Genomic DNA, 19665 nt, shown 5'->3' with positions numbered 1-19665 from the left:
TTATTTAGTAGCGGCTGCCTGTTTTTCCAGTACAACTTTACCTCTGTAGTACAGTTTATTCTCTACCCAGTGTGCACGGTGCCTCAGGTGAACCTCGCCAGTAGCGCTGTCTGTGCTAAGCGTATCAGCGAAAGCCTTGTAGTGCGTTCTTCTCTTAGCTGATCTTTGCTGGGAGTGTCTGCGTTTCGGATTTGGCATCTTATTTAATTTTTAATTTGTCCTTATTTAATTAATTGTCTTTAAATTTTTCCAATCCTTTCCAGATCGGATTTGCCTTTTGCTGTTCCTGGTCGTTCATCTTTTCGAGCATTTCCAGTACCTTGGGATCGCATCCGCTTTTCCCCTCACTATCAACCGGGTGTATACGCTGCATCGGAATACTGAGGTTGATGAACTCGTAAATCAGGCCTGCCACATTGTAATGAGATTCGGTCTTACTAATATATGTAACCTCCGGATCTGCATCGCCTTCCAGTTCTTCGGGCGCTTCCACGAGTTTTACCACGTGTTCAAAATCATCCCATAACTGCAGCTCAAATGGCTGACCACATCGGTCGCAGGTAACTGTAATTGAACCTCCTATCTCGAACTTCAACATAAAAAAGTTACTCTTCTTATCGAATTGTAACTTTACAGTCGCTTTACAGTCGCTAAAATCCTGCGGACCATAGTTTTCAAAGAAACTATCCGTAATTTGGTACTGAAACGAATGAACTCCGGGTTTTAGTCCTACAAAGGCGATATCAAATTCTCGGAGCTGTTTCATAACAAAATCCTCACTTTAAGAGGGATGCAAAGGTATACAAATATTTGCAAAAGCAAAAATTTCCTAACTTTGTTGATTGTCTATGAGATTTATATAAGAAAATATACAAAAATATCAGATATTTACTGTTACTGAGTTGCGAGTCGCTGTGAACCCATGGGTAAGACATTAAATTTCCTGATGTTTTCTTATGAAATCCATCATTACCCCCTGTCCCGAAAAACGTATGACGCAGAAAGCGAGAATAGACCGAGCAGAACAACCGTATTCTTCCCCGTTAACCCGGGAGGAGTTACCGGCTATTTTTGCGCTTCCCCTCTCCGCTTTTCTCCGTAATACCAATGCCGGCGTACTTGTTTCGGACGAACGACACCACTTTATATGGGTCAATGAAGTTTTCGCCGCCTATTTCAAAAACAGTCCCATCAACGACCGCGATATTGATCTTCCATTTAATGACCTGGTGAGTTACCTGGCCGACCTTACTGCCGACCCGGCGGCGTTCATTATCAAAATGGACGAATTGCGCCTGCGGGAAAAACCGCTGTTCGGATGGGAACTGGTATTTAAAACCGGCCACATCCGCGAGGTGAGTTATGTTCCGATATATGACGATGATGCCTTCCGCGGAGCGATATGGCAGGTAGTGGACGTTACCAAGCACCGCCAGTGGCAGGAAGAAGTGAAGCGTACCGATGAAAAATACCGCATCATCCTCGATAATCTTAACGCCGCCTTTTGCGAAACGGATATTGATGGCAACATCACAAGGGTGTTTGACAACCTGCTTAAACTGACCGGTTACACCCGTGAGGAGGTGATCGGCCGGAATATTACCGACCTCTTTGTGCCCAACGAGGCCGACCGCGAAGCTGCCCGCAAGCTTCGCAAACATCGTATCGCCACCGACCTGCCTATATTATATGACATGGAAGTGGTGCTGAAAAACGGCGCCCGCAAGTGGGTAGTGGCCAGTTCGGCCAACCTGTACGATCGCGACGGCAAAACGGTCGGCGGTGTGCACATCCATATGGACATATCCGACCATAAAAAGCTGCAAAAGGAGCTGGAAAAATCCAAACAAGCGGCAGAAGAAGCCCAGCGTACGCAGAAGGAGTTCCTGGCCAATATGAGCCACGAAATCCGCACGCCGCTGAACGCCATCATCGGCATGACGCACCTGCTCGACGAAACCAATCTGACCGAAGGCCAGAAGGAGTATATAAAAATACTGAAACACTCTTCCAACATATTACATGGACTCATCACCGATATTCTCGATCTGTCCAAAATAGAAGCGGGCAAACTGGAAGTGCAGCAACGCGAGTTCGATCTCAGTAAACTGATCGACTCTATGAAACATTCTTTCCAGTTGAAACTGGCCCAACGCCCTATCATGCTCACCGTGCAATTCGACAAACGGCTGAACACGTTGCTGATGGGCGACGACATGATCGTGAACCAGATTCTCATGAACCTGTTGGGCAATGCAGAAAAGTTTACCCGTGAGGGTGAAATATGCCTGCAGGTAGAACTGGAAAATGTGCAGAACAACACTACCTGGGTAAGATTCAAGGTATGCGATACAGGCATCGGCATCGAGAAAGACAAGCTGGAGCTGGTGTTTCAGAACTATAAGCAAGCTGAAAAAGGCATTCGCGAAAAGTATGGCGGCACTGGTTTAGGGCTCGCCATCGCCAAACAACTGGTGGAATTACAGGGTGGTCGAATAAGTGTTGTAGATGAACCTGTTTACCGTACGTGCTTTTGTTTTAACTTGCCGTTTGTTGATACGAGAAAACCGGTACGCCCAGGTATGCCAGAAAAACTGGATAATAAATATGCGAAGATAGACTTCGGTCAGTCCAAAGTGTTGGTGGTAGAGGACAATCCTATGAACCTCAAATACATCATCAGCCTGTTGGAAAAATACCATGTGGACTACCAGCTGGCCACTAACGGGCACGACGCGCTGTACTTCGTTAACTCCCGTCATTACGACCTGGTGTTGATGGACATCCGCATACCGGGCATTGATGGTTTTGAGCTGGCAGAGAAGATCCGCGAAGATGAAAGCAAACCTAACGTAGCAACACCGGTCATCGCCACTACGGCCGCTGCCATGCCCAGTACCATTGCGAAAGCGCGGCAAATCGGCATTACCGACATCCTTACAAAACCTTACACACCTGACCAGTTACTGCAGGTGCTCAATAAATACCTGAACGAAGACGAAACTGAAATTATAATGGAAGTACAAAATATCAGCGGGTACGAGTTCCACTCCGGCCTCGACGTGAAATACCTTAACACGCTTTATGAAAGCAATATCAGTTATGCGGTTGACCTATTCGAGATTTTCGTGAATAACATTCGTGAGGAGATGCGTAAACTGGATGTAATTGCCGCCGGTAAAGATCTGGACCAGCTCCGTTTCCAGGTGCACAAGATCAAACCTAACTTTTCGATGGTGGGCCTTACCTGGGTAACTGCCAAAATGGAAACGCTGGAGGGCCTGCTGCGCAACAATACCGAAATGGACAAAGTGCCAGGGTTATTGGCGGAAGTAGTAAGTGAGGTGGATAAATTCTTTCCTGTAGTGGAGAACGAGCTGCGGAAGATGCAGGACTTCATTAAGGCGCACGCGTAGCCAACAACGCGGTCCTATGCCCTTAAACCCGCACGCTTCGCCTGTTTAAAACCCTTGCAGGATCTCTTTAATATCGTTGTAATAACTACCACCGAACAGCACCAGGTGTACCAGTAATGGATACAGCTGGCAGAGGCCTATGCGCTGTTGCCAGCCCGGGGCCAGTGGCATAATAGCCTGGTAAGTGTAGTAAAACCGCGTATCAAAACCGCCGAACAGCCTGGTCATCGCCAGATCCATTTCGCGATGTCCGTAATACACCGCCGGATCGAAAATACAGGCCTTGCCGTTAGCACCGATCATGAAGTTGCCCGACCACAAATCGCCGTGCAATAATGCCGGCGGCTCTTCCGGGAACAACTCCGGCAGCTTTTTACACAGGCGTTCTATCTGTTCTTTATCAGCCGTAGTGATGGCCTGCTGGTCGTACGCCATACGCATGAGCGGCAACAGGCGGTTGAATGCGTAGAACACCGCCCAACTGTTATAAGGCGTATTATATTGTTTGATGGAACCGATATAGTTGGCGTCGCGGTAACCGAAAAAGGGTTGGGTTTGCTGGTGCAGGCGCGCCACAGAGGCCGCGAAATTCTCCCAGAAGTCGGGCGAAGCGGCGCCTTTCGCCATAAACTCAGTTACGAGATAGGATTTTCCGGCAGTCTCGCCAAAGCCCAGTGGTCGAGGCACAGCGATTACGTTCTTATCACGCAGCTCCTGTAAGCCGTCGTATTCCCGGGCGAACATGCCAGGGTAACGACGGGCATTATTCAACTTGAGGAACATGTCGCCCTCGTTGGTTTGAATACGGTAAGTTTCATTTATATCCCCTCCGTGTATCCTTTCTGACTGATTAATCTGTATTTTCACCCTCAGTTGTGCGGATAGTACGGCAGATAATTCTCGTTGTAAAACTTCGTCGATCATGTTTGATAGTAACTTGGACAGCGGCTCCAGGATTAAAAAAAAGATTATTCAGATTTCGCTGACTGTACTGCTCATCGTGCTGCTAAAAGGTATACTAACAGTGGGACCCGGGTTTTCGGGCTTCTATTTTCACAGGTGGTACTTCCTCATAAGCAAGTTGCTCAGGATCACCCTTGGCAACATTCCATTTAGCATAGGCGACATCATTTATATTTCCTGGGTAATAACCCTGCTCCTTTTTTCTCAAAACTAATATATACCGCTATAAAAAGAAAGGGAAAAGAAGCCCTATTTCTGATCCTGAAGGGAATAAATGCAATATTATCCGTTTACCTGGTGTTCCTGCTCTTCTGGGGCGGCAACTATCATCGTAAAACGCTGGCGCAGGACCTCGACCTGAATGTGCCTGAAAAGTACAGCCGGGCCGACCTCTACCTGCTGAGCGACACCTTATTAAAGCTGGTGAACCGCGATTGTGCCGCAGTGGACAGTTTGCCGACCTTCTCCAACAAACAATTATTTAACATGGCGGCCACGAGTTATCTCGCCGCAGAAAATAAGTGGCCGGTACTGGAATACCAGCACCCATCTATTAAACCGATGATATTCGGCTGGTGGATGAACTACATTGGCGTAACCGGCTACCTGAACCCGTTTACCAACGAGGCGCAGGTGAACACCAGCGTACCGGCCTTCGTACAACCTTTTACAACCTGTCATGAAATCGCGCACCAGATTGGCTACGCACCGGAGGAAGACGCCAACTTTGTAGGTTACCTGGTAGCCTCCGGGTCGGAAGACGTGCGCTTCCGTTATGCGGGTAATTTTGAAATGTTCCTCTACAGTATTCGTCACCTCGCGCGCCGTGACCCTTCTCTTACGCGCCTTATCTGGCAAAAAGCAGATCCAAGGGTGAGAAAGCATTACGACGATTTAATGAGCTTCTACGAGCAGTTCCAGGGGCCGATAGACGACTATTCATCTGCCATCTACGACCAATACCTGAAGGCCAATCACCAGGAGAAAGGCATCCGTAGTTATAGTGAAGTGGTGGGTTGGCTCATCGCCTATTTCAGCAAAAGTTAGTTCATCATGAGTACGTTCACACTGCGTTGCAGGATGTTGAACGCAATTTCGGCCATGAGGTTCTCACGGTCCAGGGTGGGATTTACTTCCGTGATTTCGAAGCAGCAGATTTTGCGGTGCTGCATGAACTTGGAGATAAGATCCTGTGCTTCCCGCTCTCTTAACCCGTTGCTTACCGGCGTACCCGTGCCACGGGAAATGGACGCATCGAGGCTATCCACATCAAATGATACGTAAATCTGCTCGCAGTCACTAAGGTAGCGGAATACTGAACGGGCCACGGCTTCCGGACCTTTACGGCGTACCTCGTTGGTGGAGATCACCTTCATGCCGTACTTTTTAATCAGGTGCTCCTCTTCCTTTTCATAATCCCGCAGGGAAATGAAAACGATATCTTCCGGTAATACCTTGGGGGCAATTTTACCGATGTTTTTAAGTTGATTCCAGAGCCGCGTCGTGTTATCATCCAGCTCGTGCACCTTACAATCCAGGTTATCTTCCGCGATGGCAGTAGCGATGGGCATGCCGTGCATATTGCCGGATGGTGTGGTGTAAGGCGTATGAAGATCAGCATGCGCATCAATCCATATCACCCCTAATTTAGCTTTGGGGCGCGCCAGTTTAAGACCGGCAATGGTAGCGCCTGCAGTGCTATGGTCACCGGAAAGTACTACGGGAAACCAGTTGGCTTTGATCGTTTCGTATACACTTTTACTCACTCGTTCGTACATATTGATCGTACCCTTGATGCGTTTGGCAAAGGGAGATTCAATGGGTTCGAACAGGAGTTTATTCTCCGTTTCTATTTCTTCGGAAGGGAAGTGCACAAAGAAATTACTCATGAAATCGAGCGCCGCGATCTTGATCGCATCTACCCCCAGGCTCGCGCCACGGGTGCCTGCGCCGATTTCCGACTTCACCTCTATTATCTTAATATTCTTCATAATATATTGGCAATCTACACCAATTCAGGGAAACAACCTGCACGGCTGTATGAAGTATTTATGAAGCAGGTTTTATCCCAGAATAGAGCGGCTGATCACGATTCGCTGTACCTCAGAAGTACCTTCATATATCTGGGTAATTTTAGCATCGCGCATGAGTCGTTCCACATGGTATTCTTTTACATAACCGTAACCGCCGTGCACCTGCACTGCCTCCGTAGTTACCCACATGGCCGTTTCTGAAGCAAATACTTTGGCCATGGAGCCGGCCAGTACATAATCTTCATGCTGATCCTTCAGCCATGCGGCTTTGAGACACAACAGCCGGGAGCATTCGATCTTCGTAGCCATATCCGCCAGTTTGAACTGGATGGCCTGGTGCTGTGATATCTCCTTACCGAAAGCTTTCCTTTCTTTGGAGTATTTCAATGCCAGTTCGTACGCACCGCTGGCAATACCCAACGCCTGCGAGGCAATACCGATACGGCCACCACCCAGCGTTTTCATCGCGAACTTGAAGCCGAAACCATCTTCGCCAATGCGGTTTGCTTTAGGCACTTTCACATCCTGGAACATAACACTATGCGTGTCGCTGCCGCGGATGCCCAGTTTATTTTCTTTAGCTCCGATCGTAACGCCGGGCCAGTTCTTTTCTACGATAAATGCATTAATGCCTTTGCTACCTTTTTCAGGATGCGTTTGTGCAATCACCAGGTAAGTGCTGGCGGAATTGCCGTTCGTGATCCAGTTTTTGGTACCGTTCAGGATGTAGTGGTCGCCGTCTTCAAAAGCGGTAGTACGCTGCGAAGTAGCATCAGAACCAGCTTCCGGCTCGCTCAGCAAAAAGGCGCCGATCACCTCACCTTTGGCGAGGGGCACGAGGTATTGTTGTTTTTGTTCTTCTGAACCAAATGTTTCGAGTCCCCAGCAAACCAGGGAGTTGTTTACGCTCATCACTACGGAAGCAGATGCGTCGATCTTCGAGATCTCTTCCATCGCGAGTACGTAAGAGATCGTATCCATGCCGGAGCCGCCGTATTTGGGGTCTACCATCATACCGAGAAATCCGAGTTCACCCAGTTTTTTGATCTGTTCCGCCGGAAATTTCTGTTGCTCATCTCGTTCTATCACGCCGGGTAAAAGTTCCGTTACAGCGAAGTCACGCGCTGCTTTTTGTATCATCAGGTGTTCTTCAGTTAATTGAAAATTCATACCGTAAAATGTTTTATAACGGGGATTGTGGTGTTTACAAACCTATCTATAAAAGCCCACGTAAAAAAATGGCCGCATTAAAATTCAATCTTATCCATCATTCTTTGAGAATTGTTGAATGAATCACAAGCTCTTCGGTACAAATACCGCATTTCCTTTATTTTTGCGGTACTATGGCAGTCAATTTACCCGCATATCAACATATCACCGGCGAGTTAGCACCGTTCAATGCAAAGCTGGTCGCAGTTTCTAAGATCAAACCGGCGTCGGACATTATGGCCCTGTACAAAGCCGGACAGCGCATTTTCGGCGAAAACTATGTGCAGGAAATGATGGAAAAACAAGCCCTGTTGCCGACTGACATTCAATGGCATTTCATTGGCCACCTGCAATCGAACAAGGTGAAATACATAACGCCGTTCGTGAGCATGATTCACGGAATCGACAGTACGAAACTGCTGCAGGAGATCAGTAAACAGGCGCTCAAACAGCAACGACGTATCGACTGCCTGTTGCAAATACACATTGCTGAAGAAGAGACCAAGTTCGGCCTGAATGAAGCGGAGCTTACAGAATTGCTTACTACAGTGGCGGCTGCGCCGGATAAGTTTGCTGGCGTAAGGATCTGCGGTTTTATGGGCATGGCGACTAATACGGATAACGAAGCGCAGATCGCGAAGGAGTTTCATCAATTAAAGGCGCTGTTCGATAAAGTGAAGGCTGCGTATTTTCCTTCGGAAAATACATTCCGCGAATTGTCTATTGGCATGAGCGGCGACTATCAACTGGCTTTGGAGGCGGGTGCAACGCTGGTAAGGATTGGGAGCAGGTTGTTTGGGGCGCGGTTTTAGACGCCGATAGTGAAAACGCAGTTGAAGTGAGTGACACAACGGGGGCTGAAGAGCGAAAAAATGTTGGTCCAATAAAGATCAAAAGGCCGGTCTGTGAAAGCAGTCCGGCCCTTTTATGTAGCGGTTATTCCTCTATCAGAGGCAACTTCACAAAAAACGTCGTCCCCTTCCCTTCTTCCGTTTCAAACCAGATTTCGCCCCTCGCCTGTTCCACGATGTTTTTACACATCGCCAGTCCCAGGCCCGTGCCGGATGACTTAGTCGTGAAGTTGGGTACAAATATTTTTGGCTGCACATCTGCCGGAATGCCATGGCCATTATCGACCACGCTAACCGTCACATGCCCCATACGGGACGGCCGCAGCATGATGCGTATGAGTCCGTCCTGCTTACCTTCCGGCATGGCCTGGATGGCGTTTTGCAGCAGGTTGGTGAACAGGCGGTTCATTTGTGTTTTATCCGCGAAAATCGTGTATTGGCGTTCCGGCTGCTCGTACTCGATCGCGCAGCCAGGATGGCCCTGGTATAAGCCTGTAAGGGAATAAAGCAACTCGTTCAGCGACATTTCTTCGCTGTTGGCCTGACCAATATGCGCAAAGGCCGAGAAGTCGGACGCGATGTTCGACAGGTGCTCGATCTGCTCAACCAGCGTGTTTGCTACGTTTTGCGATAACACTTTTACGTTCGGAGAATCGTTGGCGATCGCGCGTTGCAGGTATTGAATGCTCAGCTTCATCGGCGTGAGCGGGTTCTTGATTTCGTGGGCCACTTGCCGCGCCATCTCACGCCAGGCACCTTCACGTTCGCTTCGGGCAAGTTTGACGGCGCTCACTTCGAGTTTGCGTACCATTTTGTTGTATTCCTTCACCAGCAAGCCTATCTCATCATCCTTATCCCACTCAATTTCATCGTTATGCTGCCCGAGGTTTACGCTGCGCAGCCTGTCTGTTACCAACGAGAACGAGCGTGTAATCGTATTCGTGATAAAGAGCGCGAGCAGGCCGGCGATCAATAATATCAAGGCGTTGAAGTTGATCAATGCTACCAGGAAGTTGGATATCTGGTTGTTCAGCTCCGTTTCGGTCGTAAACGATGGCACGTTCAGGTAGGCCAGGATATTAGCGCCATCGCGCACCGGAATGTAACCGGAGAGGAAGTTCATGCGGCCGATCCTTTCGTTCTGAATGAATTGTACTTTGTTCAACCGGGTGAGCTCGAAATACGCGATCGGATTGATTTTGTTAGCCGTGAGGCCTTTTTCGCTCAGCAACGGCTGCGTGGTCAAACGCAGATTGCCGTCGCGGTCGTAGAGGTTCAGGTCTACGTCGTGGTTTTCAGCCAGTTTGCTGACGGAGCGCGACAATGAGTCGTAGATCATTTCCATCTCATCAAACTCAAGCCGGTGCTGGAATACTGTTTGAAGATCGTGCGCTACGGCATTGATCTTGCGGCTCAGCCGTTCTGCATTTTCGGTTTGATAACGGTTGATGAAAAATAAGATCGTTGTTACACCCAATACGATGAAAGCGAATACTACCACGAAAATGATCGTACCCTGTACTTTTTTGCGGATATTGATATTGAGCAGCGCTTTCATCTGGCTCCAGCGCATACGGGCTTTAATGAGCAGGTCGAATACGGCATAGATGGCGATGATGATCAGGAAGAGGCAGAACATGTAGGCGAACAAGGTCATGAATTCTACGAAGCTCCTGTCTTTCTTTACAATGATCACCAGCTTTTCAGGCGTAGGTCGATAATATAATTTGGAGTAACTATCCTCATCGGCATAGGTCACATTGTCACGCATAGCCGGTATATCAGCGGCGTAGAGCTTTACCGGGAACGGATAGTCGTTGTTGTTATTTACCAGTATGTTTTTATCATATACCGCGTACGAATACATGGAGCTTACGTCGTTCTGCCCGGTTTTACTGCCTTCCACTAATAAACTTGGGAAAGGCCGCTCCGGCTGCGCGACCAGCGGCGTGAGCACGAAACGCAGGTAGCCGAGCAATACAGAGTCCTCACGTACTTCGCGGGTACCAATGTAGCTGTAATCGTTAAAACTACGCTCCTCGTAATACAGGTTGTTATCGGCGATCAACGGCTTCTCCGTACGGGTTTTGAAGCTGTCGAACTCGTCCATCGTTTCTGCATTGTCGTTATATAACGGCGTATGGTTCTGATCGAAGGTATACAGGTCGATGCGATAGTTGTTATACGCGCCGGTGAAGTATTTCTGGTCGATCTGTTGGCGAAGTTCCTCTTTTGCTACGCGGGTGCGGTACTTAAAAAATGTTTGTACCATTGCATCTTTCGCCAGTTTTTCGTTCACATCTTTCAGGAAGGATTCGAGGGCTACGTCCTTTCGTTTGGACAGGCGCTCGGCCACTTTTACGCGGCCTTCCAGTTCCTTCTGGTTATTGTGATACACCAATACGGCGGAAGTGGTGACAGTCATGACGAGCATCCAGAACAGGAACGGTACGGAGCTGGGCGTATCCTCAAAACGCAGAGCCAGCAGGTCAAGCAGGATCACGTAGGCGAGCAGCCAGGTCATGAAGGCCACATCGTACACACGTTCGTCATTGTATATATTCACCGCCAGCCATAATAGTCCTACGATAGCGAGGAACAGGTATTTACTGCGATAGTTGAAGTTCGTCAGCTGGTTCAGCAGGTAGTTCACAATCTGCGAAAAGAACAGGAAACTGATCGCGATAAAACCCAACACGATGGACCCTACTACGCTGTATTGATCGAGGCCGAATACGTTGGTTACATCGAACGATATTTGCGAGTCCATTACGAGCGACTGCACCAGGTCGGAGTAAAATTGTCCTACGACGAACATGATCAATCCCGAAAAGCTGATTACCAGCCAGCGCTGCCAGGTTTTTTCGAGAGCAGGCGGTTTGATCGTCCGCACATGTTCCCGGAAAAACAAAATGAGCCAGAAGGTAAGCAGCACGTTCAGCAACAGGTCGCCGAGCGATCGAAATACATCGTCACGCGCATATATCGTGGCATCGAACAACTGCAATGTGCGCAGGTCGATGGGAAAAGCATATAAATAGGTGAATACACGACCGATGAACAATACCGCCAGCAGAAACAGGAAACCCCATACAGGATTGATCTTGCGGGCTAATAAAGTAGCAAATTGATTAATGAAGATGAGCATGCAGATGCAACCGATGCTCCACAAAGCAATACTGATCCAGCTCGGTGGATAACGACCGCCGCTCAGGTCATGGTAGAGATAAAAGAGAATACTGCCCGTATCGGCGCTCAGCACCGGCTTACCCGGACCACTCGTATGGATGGAATATTCATTACTGATCGCCGGCCGTTTGTAGAAGCCATTTACCAGGTAGTCGTTCTCGATCTGGTATTCCATTTTCACAGGAATAAGCCCGACCAGGTACTGTTCTGGCTGTACTTTGCGGCAAATCATCACATAATCGCCGTTGTTCAGTTTGATGAAATAACTGCCCGGCCGCGGATCGAGCGGCAGATCGAGCGGTTTTACCATGCTCGTACTCCAGAACGTTTCCCAGGAGTCGCCACCGCGGTTATCATACGCAAAGATGTATAAATCCTTCTGGTAAAGCCGCTGCAGCTGCTCCTGCGTGTAAGTGCGCTCCATGAGACTGCGCACGAGCTGCGTGTCGGCGGCGATGCGATCGAAGGAACGCTGCCTGGCATTAATGCTGTTCTGTAACGTCTGCCGCACCCCATCTTCCGAAGAATAGTACGACCAGAAGTTGGCGAACAGGAAGGCGAACGTAAACAGCCAAGCGGCTACGATCAACAGGTAACCGTTGCGCAGGAAGAATAAGCGGATCTCTTTTGAATCTAAACGGGCCAAAGTTTATAATACTCCTTTTTCTGTTTTCTTGATATCGTTCCAAAGGTCGTCCATCTGCTGTAACGACATATCACTCAGCTGCTGGCCGCGCTGGTTGGCCAGTTCTTCCATCCGCTGGAAGCGGCGGATGAACTTTTTGTTCGTGCGCTCGAGTGCATTCTCCGCATCCACCTTTAAAAAGCGGCTGTAATTGACGAGCGAGAAGAGTACATCCCCAAATTCCTCATCTATTTCGTCCTGTTTTCCGGTATGGATGGCAGCTTTCAGTTCGTCCATTTCCTCTTTCACTTTATCCATCACCTGGTCGGTATTATCCCACTCGAAGCCCACTTGTTTGGCTTTTTCCTGCAGGCGCATGGCCTTCACAAGGGCAGGCAGCGAGCCGGGCACGCCGCTTAGTACCGACTTTTTACCTTCTTTTAGTTTGAGCTTTTCCCAATTCTGTTTTACTTCTTCCTCATTTTCCACTTTAACGTCGCCATAAATGTGCGGATGGCGGGAGATCAGCTTTTCGCAGATGCCGTTGATCACATCATCAATCGAAAACTGGTTTTGTTCCTTGCCTATTTTGGCGTAGAACACAATATGAAGCAACAGGTCGCCCAGCTCCTCGCGGATAGACTTCCAGTCGGTGTCGGTAATAGCGTCGGTGAGTTCGTACAATTCCTCGATGGTTTGCTGCCGCAGGCTATGGATCGTTTGTTTGCGATCCCAGGGGCATTTCTCGCGGAGGTCGTCCATTATAGTCAGCAGGCTGCTGAATGAGTGCTTATTTTCCATGCAAACGTTATTAGGAATAGCCGGCAAAATACAAAGTATTTGGCGGGTGCGGTCCGATTCTGTATTAAAAGATAGCAAATCCGCTGAAAATGTGTTATTTACTTCGAAAAACAGGGACGAGATTAAGCGTATCTATATGCAAAAAACTGTTAATTTCTTTTTCTTGGCAGATAAGCCAATTTAATTAGCTTTGCGGCCCGGAGGAAAAGAGGTTTTACCCCTGTTCCTTCTACCCGAAAAAAGAATAAATTATTGATATTATTATGAATGCGAAACACATTGAGCTGATTTCCTCAGAACTGGGAATTGCGAAGAAGCAGGCAGAGAATACCATGAACCTGCTGGCCGAAGGCTCTACGGTGCCCTTCATCAGCCGTTACCGTAAAGAGGTGACCGGCAGCCTGGACGAGGTACAGATTGCCAAAATCGAGGACCTGCAGAAACGCTACCAGGAAGTAGACGAGCGTCGCGCTTTCATCATTAAAACAATTACCGAGCAGGATAAGATGACGCCGGAGTTGCTGGAAAAACTGGAAGCTTCGTGGGTACTGACCGAACTGGAAGACATGTACCTGCCGTACAAACCGAAACGTAAGACCCGCGCTATGGCCGCCATCGAGAAAGGTTTAGAGCCACTGGCCAACCTGATCATGGACCAGCAGGAAACCGGCGCGCTGGACGAGATCATCAAAGGTTACCTGAACGAACAGGTACTCACCGGCGATGATGCCCTCAAAGGCGCCCGCGACATTATCGCGGAACGTATGAACGAAAACGCCGAGCTGCGCGACAAAATGCGTAAACTCTTCAACAATACCTCCAAGTTCACCGCCAAAGTGATCGAGGGTAAAGAGGAAGAAGGCGTGAAATACAAAGACTATTTCGAATTCAACGAAGATATTACCACCATCCCCTCCCACCGTGTACTGGCCATCCTGCGCGGCGAAGCTGAAGGCTTCCTGTACGGCACCATTGCGCCGGTTGAAGAGGATGCGCTGGAAATCATCAACGACCAGTTCGTGGTGAAGAAAAACACCCCTTCCGGCGAACAGGTAGCAAAAGCCGGTACAGACGCTTACAAACGCCTGCTGCGCCCATCACTCGAAAACGAGTTCCGTGCCCAGGCAAAAGAACGTGCCGATGCGGAAGCGATCGAAGTATTTGCAGAAAACCTGCGCCAGTTGCTGCTTGCCGCTCCGTTAGGACCAAAAGCAGTGATCGCGATCGACCCGGGTTATCGTACAGGCTGTAAAGTAGTAGCGCTGGACAACCAGGGCAACATGCTGGACAATGACGTGATTTACCCGCTGGAAAAAAACTATAAACGCGACGATGCAGAACATATGCTGCGCAAGTGGGTAGACAAGTACGATACTGCTGCCATCGCAGTAGGTAATGGTACAGCTGGTCGCGAAACCGAGGAGTTCGTGAAAAAGATCGACTTCGGTAAAAAGGTAATCGTGTTCATGGTAAACGAAAGCGGTGCATCCGTTTATTCCGCATCAGAAGTGGCGCGTGAAGAGTTCCCTGATCATGACGTAACCGTACGTGGTGCAGTATCAATTGGCCGAAGGCTCATCGACCCGCTGGCGGAACTGGTGAAGATCGATCCGAAAGCAATCGGTGTAGGCCAGTACCAGCACGACGTAAACCAGAGCCACCTCAAACAAAGCCTCGACCGCGTGGTGATCAGCTGCGTTAACAACGTGGGCGTGAACCTTAACACCGCTTCCAAACACTTGCTGGCATACGTTTCCGGCCTGGGCCCTTCCCTGGCGGAAAACATCGTTAAATACCGCAAAGAGAACGGCGCTTTCAAAAACCGTAAGGAGCTGAAGAAAGTGACCCGCCTGGGTGATAAAGCGTTTGAACAGTGTGCAGGCTTCCTTCGCATCGAGAACGGCGATAACCCGCTGGACAACTCCGCTGTACACCCCGAGCGTTACGAAGTGATCGAGGCGATGGCTGCCAAACAGAACTGCACGGTGCAGGAACTGATCGGCCAGACCGATTTGCGTAAAAAGATCAACCCGAAAGAATATATCACCGAAGAAGTAGGTTTGCTCACGATCGAAGACATCATGAAAGAGCTGGAAAAGCCCAGCCGCGATCCTCGTGATGAAATCGCGATCTTCGAATATGCAGAAGGTATTAAGTCGATGGAAGATGTGAAACCCGGCATGCAACTGCCTGGCGTAGTAACGAACATCACCGCCTTCGGTGCGTTCGTTGATATTGGCGTGAAGCAGGATGGCCTCGTGCACATTTCGCACCTCTCTAACCGTTTCGTGAGCAACCCGAGCGAAGCCGTAAAACTGAACCAAAAAGTAATGGTCACCGTGCTGGAAGTGGATATCGCGCGTAAGCGTATCTCCCTTTCCATGAAGGACAACGAACCCGCGCAAGGTGGTGGCGGCCAGCGCCGGGAGAACAACAACCGCGGTGGTGGCAATAACAACAATAATAACAGGCAGCCTAAAAAAGAGGCGCCGCTGAACGACTTCCAGGCCAAGCTACTGGCGCTTAAGAAGAAGTTTGATTAACGTATAAATGAAAAGCCGGGACACCATAAATCCCGGCTTTTTTATTCTGCGAACTTCGTTTTCCATTTCCGTAACCGGTCCGGGTAAGCCGTATCCCCTCTTTCTGAGAAAAGTTTTACCTGTTTGTTAACTGCCAGCCCCGCGTAAATAATATCTTTTTTCATGTCGATCACCAGCGCCGATTCTTCCACGGTACAATCGTGCGGACGACAACCTTCGGAGAACAGCAGGAAATTTTCGACCTGGATGGGTGGTGTTACCTTGTGACGTTCCAGGAACGCCTTCGTATTCTCGCCTAAAAGTGCCTTAAAACGGTCTTTCAGTGGCTCCTGGCCAAACAGGCCCAGATCATGCCCATACTTGCCGTCAAACGCCTCAAAAGCGGCCCAGGACGCCGACTGTACCGCCACGATGTTTGTATCGGTAGCCTCGATCATCGTATCGGTATTCACCATTACGACCGAATCGGGGCGACGCTTCTGCGCTTTTTCCTTGCCGTTGTTTTTACAGGCGATCAAAAAAGTACCCTGCAACAATGCGGTTACGATCAGCCATTTCTTCATAAGCATCTGTTTAATCCATATCGTACTCGTAAATAGGATCGATGTGCGTGCCCGGCTCCATATGGAATACAGGATTGATCAGCCCATCTTTTAAACCATATACCCAGCCGTGTAAATGCGGCCGCTGGTGGCGATGCCAGGCCTCCTGTATGGTATTGGATTTCGCGAGGTTCATCACCTGCTCCACCACGTTCAGTTCTACGAGCCTGTCCGTACGCCCGTCTTCGGTAGGAATAGCGTCGATCTCATCGCGGTGAAAACGGTATACGTCTTTGATATGTTTGAGCCAGCGGTTGATGATGCCGTAATTCTTGTTGGTGAGTGCCGCTTTTACGCCACCACAGCCGTAGTGGCCAACCACCAGGATGTGTTCCACCTTCAGGATGTTGACGGCATATTCGATCACGGTGATCAGGTTCAGATCGGTGTGCACGACCATGTTCGCTACATTGCGGTGCACGAATATTTCGCCCGGCTGGGTATTGGTAATCTCATTGGCGGGTACACGACTGTCGGAACAGCCGATCCACAGGAACTTTGGCGCCTGTTGTTCGGAGAGGCGTTTGAAAAAGTCGGGGTCGGCCGCCACCTTTTCTTTTGCCCAAACTTTGTTGTTCGCGAGTAATTCGTCAAATGGGTTCATGGGAAGTGTTTTTAGTTTGATCCACTATCTGCCCTTAAACACCGGTGCCCGTTTATCCATAAAAGCCTGCATACCTTCCTTTTGATCTTCGGCGGCAAACAGCAGGTAAAAGTTCTTTCGTTCGAAATGTAAACCTTCTTCAAGTGTGGTGTCAAAAGACTTCAGCACCGCTTCTTTGGCCATTTTTACAGCCAGCGGGCTTAACAGGGCGATTTCCGATGCCAGTTTGATAGCTTCCTGCAAATATAACTCAACCGGCACGACTTTGTTAATCAGTCCTGCTTTCATCGCTTCCTGCGCCGTAATAAAACGGCCGGTGAGCACCATTTCCATAGCGAGAGCTTTGCCTACTGCCCGCGTCAAACGCTGGGTTCCGCCAGCTCCGGGCATGACGCCAATTTTTATTTCGGGCTGACCGAAACGCGCCGTCTCGCTGGCGACGATCATATCGCAAAGCATGCTGAGCTCGCAACCGCCGCCCAGTGCAAATCCGCTTACGGCTGCAATGATCGGTTTCCTGATCTTCTTGATCGCATCCCATGTACTGAATTGATCGGTGATGAACATGTCGATAGCTGTTTTGTTCGCCATCTCCTTAATATCTGCGCCGGCTGCAAAAGCCTTCTCATTGCCACTGACAACGATGACGCGAACGTTATCGTCCGCATCGAGCGCTTTGAGTGCATCGCGCAATTCGCCCATCAGTTGCAGGTTGAGCGCATTTAATTCCTTGGGCCTGTTAAGGCTGATGTGCGCGACGTGGGGCGCAACTTGCTGGTGTATGATTACGTATTCGGGGGGCATATGCGTGTTTTAAACGAATGCTAATATACTTATAACATAGCCAACTATGATCAACAGGATGCTGAGGGAGTAAGTAATAAACACGATCGCCGCTTTCAGCAGCGACTTTCTTGTGGATTGCGCATAAACTCTTTTTAAAGCGATTACGAAGTAAATACCCGATAATAAAAACGCAATAGAGGAGAACCATTCCGTATGCAGCCAGTGATCCAGCAGGAACGACACGATACCCAGCAGGAACAGGAAGGTGTGAAAATGAATGGTAAAAATGGCGTGATCCGCGTACACCAGCCCTTTACGGCGATACAGCATTTGCAGCAGCAGCGCGAATAGTGGCAGAAAGACGAACATCATTTTAGGAACGTTGTGCTGTAGCTTGTCCAACAGCGCGCGCCCTACATTACTTCCATACTTACCATGCATATACAGGAAAGAGCGGGCGAAGAAACGTTCGGTCCCCCTGCTCTGCTCCGCTGCGGGGATGGTCGCCTGCACCGAATCGTATTGCCTTACGGCCCGCTCCGGCTCCCCTACCGTCGTGCGGAGGATATGCGTAAAGGCGGTATCTGAAAGTAACGTTACGCTCGCATTAAGCCCGGGCTGCTCGTCCGCACGCCGCGCCCGTGCATCGATACTGTCAATCGAAGAGGTATATGCCTGCGTATCAATATCGTCGCCGGGGGCATGCACCTCGTAAGGATCGTGATGCGGTCCTACATACGCCAGCACGAGAAAAAACACAAAAGACGTAAATACGTACATCCTGATGGGGTTCACGAAGCTTTGGCGTTTACCAGCCAGGTAGAGCTTTGTAAGCAGCCCCGGCTTAAACAGCAGGTCGCGGATGGTGATCCAGGCTTTGGAGTCGTAATGGGTAATGTCCTGGAAAAAGTGGCCCACCAGGTGGGCAAAGGTTTCATGCGGCTCCACGTTTTCCTGTCCGCAGTGGGTACAAAAGCGTTCCGGAACTTCCCGACCGCAGTTGAGGCAGGTTTTATCCTTACGAAGATGATTCGCACTCATAGATCTTGGCTGAGGGTTTAGGCTGGATTAAAGATATTTTAATTTTTCGGTAATTGTAAAGCCGATATACGTTTTGAATTAGCCGGAACGTTAGTACTTTTGTCGCCATAAATCGGCATTATTTCAGTTATTCTCATGAAAAAACCAGGCATTGCGCTGCTGGCGCTCGGATTAGCGGTTATTACAGGCAACAGGGCGTCCGCACAGTATTATCTCCAGGATATTCACAATACCAGTAAAACGGTGGCCAACATGCAGGCGCTTAAAACAGCCAATGTATCTGCCCAAACCGTTCAAAGCCTGGACGCCAACCTCCAGAGCGACGATGATTTTATCTGCATCCGCTCCATCGGCAATAACTTTCGCCAGATGCGTTCCGTGACACGGTCCAGGGCTACCGGACTGTCAATCCTGACTTCCACCTTCGGACCGAAAGGACAGCTGACGAAGATCGTTGACAGTACAGAGAGCAGTATCAACACCACCCAGTACCGCTATGTGAACGATGCGCTCGTGAGCATACAAACTGTTTCGCAGGCGCGGGATGAGAAATTTAAGATGACGGAAACCCGCACATATCAATATGATTCGCTGCTTCGCCCCGTGCAGATGGTGCGCCGTAAGAACAACAGCAATGACTCCAGCCTGGTATTGTTCAAAACAGATACCGCCGGCAGGGTGACAGAGGAGCTGGAGACCGGCAAATACATCCGCGCCCAGCGCATTTATTACAACTACGATGCACAGGGCCGCCTCACGGAAGTGATGCGCTATCAACCCACTAAAAAGCGCATGTTGCCCGATTATATTTTCGAGTACGACGCACAGGGCCGCCTCGCGCAAATGACCACGGTAAACGCCACCACTTCGGACTACACGGTATGGAGGTACAGCTACGATGCGAAAGGCCTGCCGCTCAAAGAAGACGCCTACGCCAAGGGCAACGAACTGCTGGGCATGATCCGATACAAATACGAGTTTAATAAATAACCGAAAGGCTCC

16 protein-coding genes are annotated in these 19665 nt (G+C 49.3%); 5 read left to right on the top strand and 11 right to left on the bottom strand.

Annotated elements, in window-relative coordinates:
* Nucleotides 1-198, bottom strand: a complete 198-nt coding sequence (rpmF, locus tag MKQ68_RS03805; protein WP_244841622.1) for a 50S ribosomal protein L32 — start codon at nucleotides 196-198, stop codon at nucleotides 1-3.
* Nucleotides 199-229: 31 nt separating this feature from the next.
* Nucleotides 230-766, bottom strand: coding sequence for a YceD family protein (locus tag MKQ68_RS03800; RefSeq protein WP_264282149.1), 537 nt, complete (start codon nucleotides 764-766; stop codon nucleotides 230-232).
* Nucleotides 767-956: 190 nt separating this feature from the next.
* Here MKQ68_RS03800 and MKQ68_RS03795 point away from each other — a divergent pair, with 190 nt between their 5' ends.
* A complete protein-coding gene (locus MKQ68_RS03795; protein WP_264282148.1) occupies nucleotides 957-3416 on the top strand; it encodes a PAS domain-containing hybrid sensor histidine kinase/response regulator in 2460 nt (819 codons plus the stop codon).
* Nucleotides 3417-3461: 45 nt separating this feature from the next.
* On the opposite strand, the gene MKQ68_RS03790 is transcribed toward MKQ68_RS03795, so the two are convergent.
* The gene (locus MKQ68_RS03790) at nucleotides 3462-4340 is read right to left on the bottom strand and encodes a fructosamine kinase family protein (RefSeq protein ID WP_244841627.1); all 879 of its coding nucleotides are present in this window, start codon (nucleotides 4338-4340) and stop codon (nucleotides 3462-3464) included.
* A 216-nt stretch (nucleotides 4341-4556) separates the two neighbouring features.
* Between MKQ68_RS03790 and MKQ68_RS03785 the strand changes: the two genes are divergently transcribed.
* A complete protein-coding gene (locus MKQ68_RS03785; protein ID WP_349773817.1) occupies nucleotides 4557-5426 on the top strand; it encodes a DUF3810 domain-containing protein in 870 nt (289 codons plus the stop codon).
* Here the strand turns inward: MKQ68_RS03785 and MKQ68_RS03780 are convergent.
* Both MKQ68_RS03780 and MKQ68_RS03775 read right to left on the bottom strand, forming a co-directional pair.
* Nucleotides 5423-6370 (bottom strand): arginase, encoded by a 948-nt coding sequence (locus tag MKQ68_RS03780; RefSeq protein WP_264282147.1) that lies wholly within the window; start codon nucleotides 6368-6370, stop codon nucleotides 5423-5425. The genes MKQ68_RS03785 and MKQ68_RS03780 overlap by 4 nt on opposite strands.
* A 72-nt stretch (nucleotides 6371-6442) precedes the next feature.
* Entirely contained in the window at nucleotides 6443-7582 is a 1140-nt protein-coding gene (locus tag MKQ68_RS03775; RefSeq protein ID WP_264282146.1) for an acyl-CoA dehydrogenase, read from the bottom strand.
* A 173-nt stretch (nucleotides 7583-7755) separates the two neighbouring features.
* Between MKQ68_RS03775 and MKQ68_RS03770 the strand changes: the two genes are divergently transcribed.
* Entirely contained in the window at nucleotides 7756-8433 is a 678-nt protein-coding gene (locus tag MKQ68_RS03770) for a YggS family pyridoxal phosphate-dependent enzyme (protein ID WP_244841632.1), read from the top strand.
* Between the two features lie 124 nt (nucleotides 8434-8557).
* Here MKQ68_RS03770 and MKQ68_RS03765 read toward each other — a convergent pair whose 3' ends face one another.
* Nucleotides 8558-12307 (bottom strand): sensor histidine kinase, encoded by a 3750-nt coding sequence (locus MKQ68_RS03765; RefSeq protein ID WP_264282145.1) that lies wholly within the window; start codon nucleotides 12305-12307, stop codon nucleotides 8558-8560.
* A gap of 3 nt (nucleotides 12308-12310) precedes the next feature.
* Nucleotides 12311-13087: a nucleoside triphosphate pyrophosphohydrolase gene (mazG, locus tag MKQ68_RS03760; RefSeq protein ID WP_244841640.1), complete on the bottom strand. Its 777-nt coding sequence runs from the start codon at nucleotides 13085-13087 to the stop codon at nucleotides 12311-12313.
* Nucleotides 13088-13350: 263 nt separating this feature from the next.
* Here mazG and MKQ68_RS03755 point away from each other — a divergent pair, with 263 nt between their 5' ends.
* A complete protein-coding gene (locus tag MKQ68_RS03755; RefSeq protein ID WP_264282144.1) occupies nucleotides 13351-15630 on the top strand; it encodes a Tex family protein in 2280 nt (759 codons plus the stop codon).
* 41 nt (nucleotides 15631-15671) lie between these two features.
* Here the strand turns inward: MKQ68_RS03755 and MKQ68_RS03750 are convergent, their stop codons facing one another.
* From MKQ68_RS03750 to MKQ68_RS03735, 4 genes are read right to left on the bottom strand one after another with little or no spacing between them, the layout of a single operon-like run.
* Complete coding sequence (locus MKQ68_RS03750; RefSeq protein ID WP_244841642.1) at nucleotides 15672-16193, bottom strand: Ivy family c-type lysozyme inhibitor; 522 nt, start codon at nucleotides 16191-16193, stop codon at nucleotides 15672-15674.
* Between the two features lie 10 nt (nucleotides 16194-16203).
* Nucleotides 16204-16836, bottom strand: coding sequence for a carbonate dehydratase (gene can / locus MKQ68_RS03745; protein ID WP_264282143.1), 633 nt, complete (start codon nucleotides 16834-16836; stop codon nucleotides 16204-16206).
* Nucleotides 16837-16860: 24 nt separating this feature from the next.
* The gene (locus MKQ68_RS03740) at nucleotides 16861-17640 is read right to left on the bottom strand and encodes an enoyl-CoA hydratase-related protein (RefSeq protein ID WP_264282142.1); all 780 of its coding nucleotides are present in this window, start codon (nucleotides 17638-17640) and stop codon (nucleotides 16861-16863) included.
* A 9-nt stretch (nucleotides 17641-17649) separates the two neighbouring features.
* Nucleotides 17650-18663 (bottom strand): DUF3667 domain-containing protein, encoded by a 1014-nt coding sequence (locus tag MKQ68_RS03735; protein WP_264282141.1) that lies wholly within the window; start codon nucleotides 18661-18663, stop codon nucleotides 17650-17652.
* A 135-nt stretch (nucleotides 18664-18798) separates the two neighbouring features.
* Here MKQ68_RS03735 and MKQ68_RS03730 point away from each other — a divergent pair, with 135 nt between their 5' ends.
* Complete coding sequence (locus MKQ68_RS03730; RefSeq protein ID WP_264282140.1) at nucleotides 18799-19653, top strand: RHS repeat domain-containing protein; 855 nt, start codon at nucleotides 18799-18801, stop codon at nucleotides 19651-19653.
* Nucleotides 19654-19665 lie beyond the last annotated feature (12 nt).

It is taken from the genome of Chitinophaga horti (genome assembly GCF_022867795.2).
In the GTDB taxonomy this organism is placed as follows: domain Bacteria; phylum Bacteroidota; class Bacteroidia; order Chitinophagales; family Chitinophagaceae; genus Chitinophaga; species Chitinophaga horti.
The sequence above is the reverse complement of the archived record's forward strand: the minus strand, read 5'-3'. Positions and strand labels throughout refer to the sequence as shown.

What these genes read in the sequence shown, in the direction of transcription:
- mazG (WP_244841640.1), bottom strand. Translation starts at nt 13,087, where the DNA reads ATGGAAAATAAGCACTCATTCAGCAGCCTGCTGACTATAATGGACGAC.
- MKQ68_RS03750 (WP_244841642.1), bottom strand. Translation starts at nt 16,193, where the DNA reads ATGAAGAAATGGCTGATCGTAACCGCATTGTTGCAGGGTACTTTTTTG.
- MKQ68_RS03730 (WP_264282140.1), top strand. Translation starts at nt 18,799, where the DNA reads ATGAAAAAACCAGGCATTGCGCTGCTGGCGCTCGGATTAGCGGTTATT.
- MKQ68_RS03735 (WP_264282141.1), bottom strand. Translation starts at nt 18,663, where the DNA reads ATGAGTGCGAATCATCTTCGTAAGGATAAAACCTGCCTCAACTGCGGT.
- rpmF (WP_244841622.1), bottom strand. Translation starts at nt 198, where the DNA reads ATGCCAAATCCGAAACGCAGACACTCCCAGCAAAGATCAGCTAAGAGA.
- MKQ68_RS03795 (WP_264282148.1), top strand. Translation starts at nt 957, where the DNA reads ATGAAATCCATCATTACCCCCTGTCCCGAAAAACGTATGACGCAGAAA.
- MKQ68_RS03775 (WP_264282146.1), bottom strand. Translation starts at nt 7,582, where the DNA reads ATGAATTTTCAATTAACTGAAGAACACCTGATGATACAAAAAGCAGCG.
- MKQ68_RS03740 (WP_264282142.1), bottom strand. Translation starts at nt 17,640, where the DNA reads ATGCCCCCCGAATACGTAATCATACACCAGCAAGTTGCGCCCCACGTC.
- MKQ68_RS03800 (WP_264282149.1), bottom strand. Translation starts at nt 766, where the DNA reads ATGAAACAGCTCCGAGAATTTGATATCGCCTTTGTAGGACTAAAACCC.
- MKQ68_RS03770 (WP_244841632.1), top strand. Translation starts at nt 7,756, where the DNA reads ATGGCAGTCAATTTACCCGCATATCAACATATCACCGGCGAGTTAGCA.
- can (WP_264282143.1), bottom strand. Translation starts at nt 16,836, where the DNA reads ATGAACCCATTTGACGAATTACTCGCGAACAACAAAGTTTGGGCAAAA.
- MKQ68_RS03790 (WP_244841627.1), bottom strand. Translation starts at nt 4,340, where the DNA reads ATGATCGACGAAGTTTTACAACGAGAATTATCTGCCGTACTATCCGCA.
- MKQ68_RS03755 (WP_264282144.1), top strand. Translation starts at nt 13,351, where the DNA reads ATGAATGCGAAACACATTGAGCTGATTTCCTCAGAACTGGGAATTGCG.
- MKQ68_RS03780 (WP_264282147.1), bottom strand. Translation starts at nt 6,370, where the DNA reads ATGAAGAATATTAAGATAATAGAGGTGAAGTCGGAAATCGGCGCAGGC.